Here is a 2075-nt window from a genome sequence, read left to right as displayed (position 1 = left end):
GGCGGTGTGGCGTCAGTCGGCCGGGGGCAGTTCTCCCGACCCCCGCACCACCAGCCGGGTCGGCAGTTCCACCACCGAGGGCTCGAGGTCGGCCTGGTCCATCCGGGCGAACAGGCGCTCCGCCGCCACCCGGCCCAGCCCCGCCGGGTCCTGCGCCACCACGGTGACCGCGGGACGCAGCAGATCGGCCAGCTCGAAGTCGTCGAAGCCCACCAGCGCCACCGGGCGGTGCGGCTGCCGCTCCGCGAGGACCCGGACCACCGTCACCGTCACCCGGTTGTTGCCGGTCAGCAGGGCCGTCACGGGATCCGGACCGTCCAGCATCTCCTCGGCCGCCCGCCGCACCCGTTGCGGCGCGGTGCTGCCGAGGGACACATGGTCGGGCCGTACCGGCAGCCCGGCCTCCTCCATCGCCGTGCGGTAGCCGCGCAACCGCTCGTCGGAGGTGTGGATGCCCGGCACGTCCCCGATGTAGCCGATCCGCCGGTGTCCGTGCGCGATCAGGTGCGCCACCCCGGCCCGTGCGCCGCCGTGGTTGTCGGTGAGCACGGTGTCCGCCTCGATGCCGCGGGCCGGGCGGTCCACGAAGACGGTGGCGATCCCGGCCCGCATCTCCGGCTCCAGGTACCGGTGGTCGGCGCCCGCGGGCACCACCAGCAGGCCGTCCACCCGCCGGGCGCACAGCGCCAGCGCCAACTCCCGCTCCCGGCCGGCGTCGTGGGCGCTGGACCCGTTGATGAGGAGCGTGTCGTGGGCGCGCGCCACCTCCTCCACCGCACGCGACAGCGGTCCGTAGAAGGGGTCGGCGAGATCCTCGAGTATCAGCCCCACGGTGGCGGTGCGCCCCTTGCGGAGCACCCGGGCGCTGTCGTTGCGGCGGAACCCGAGGGCGTCGATCGCCTCCTGCACCCGCCGCCGGGTCTCGGCGGTCACCCCGGGCTCCGCGTTGACCACCCGGGAGACGGTCTTCAGACCCACGCCCGCGCGGCTCGCCACGTCCTTCATCGTGGGGCGGCTGCCGTAACGGACGGGCGGACGGCCGGCGGTCAGGGTCACGATGCGCAAGTCCTGTCCTGGGAGGGCGGATTCCGGAGGGCGGATGGGGCCGGGTGTGGCGACGAGCATAGAGTGCGGACATCGTTGTCAGGCAAGGACATCGCAGGAAAGCAGGGGACATGACGCCCATGGACACCGCGCCCTCCCGCGCCGGCCTGGTGGCGGCGCTCGACGTCGGCGGCACGAAGATCGCGGGCGCGCTGGTGGATGCCGACGGGCGCATTCTGCTGCGCGCGCGACGTCCCACGCCCGCCGCGGAGGACGGCGCGACCGTGATGGCCGCGGCGGCCGAGGTGCTCGGCGACCTCCGCGACTCACCGCGATGGGCCGCCGTGGAGGCCGTCGGGATCGGGAGCGCCGGCCCGGTCGACCGCGTCGCGGGCGCCGTCTCGCCGGTCAACATCCCAGGCTGGCGCGGCTATCCGCTGCGCGAGCGGGTGCGGGAGCTGACCGGAGGGCTGCCGGTGGAGCTGATCGGCGACGGAGCCGCCGTCGCCGCGGCCGAGCACTGGGTGGGCGCCGCCAGGAACAGCTCGCACGCCCTGTGCATGGTGGTCTCCACCGGCGTCGGAGGCGGCCTGGTCCTCGGCGGCCGGGTCCGGCCCGGGCGCACCGGCAACGCCGGGCACATCGGTCACATCAGCGTCGACCTCGACGGCGACCCCTGTCCCTGCGGCGGCCGCGGCTGCGTCGAGGGCCTGGCCCGGGGCCCGGCCATCGTCCGGCGGGCACGCGAGAACGGCTGGCGTCCGGAGCCCGGCGGCGAGGGCTCGGCCGCCGAGGTGGCCGCGGCCGCGCGGGACGGGCACCCGGCGGCGGTGGCCGCCTTCGCCCGGGCCGGGCGCGCCCTGGCGGCGGCGATCGCCGGGGTGGCCGCGCTGGTGGAGATAGAGGTCGCGGTCGTCGGCGGGGGAGTGGCCGAGGCGGGCGAGGTCCTGTTCGCCCCGCTGCGGCAGGCGCTCCCGGACTACGCCACGCTCGCGTTCACCCGGGACCTGCGGGTCGTTCCCGCCCTGACC

Annotated in this window: 2 protein-coding genes; one reads left to right on the top strand and one right to left on the bottom strand. The window is 76.1% G+C overall.

Annotation, left to right across the window (positions count from 1 at the left end; translation table 11 throughout):
* Positions 1-12: 12 nt before the first annotated feature.
* Entirely contained in the window at positions 13-1005 is a 993-nt protein-coding gene (locus tag ACOV8S_RS29785) for a LacI family DNA-binding transcriptional regulator (RefSeq protein WP_448321637.1), read from the bottom strand.
* A 170-nt stretch (positions 1006-1175) separates the two neighbouring features.
* On the opposite strand from ACOV8S_RS29785, the gene ACOV8S_RS29780 reads away from it, so the two are divergent.
* Positions 1176-2075 (top strand): ROK family protein (locus tag ACOV8S_RS29780; protein WP_448321586.1); only part of this gene is annotated, 900 nt, incomplete at its 3' end.

The organism is Streptomyces sp. CO7 (genome assembly GCF_053474865.1).
Note: the sequence above shows the minus strand (reverse complement) of the source record. Positions and strands in the feature narration are given on the sequence as shown.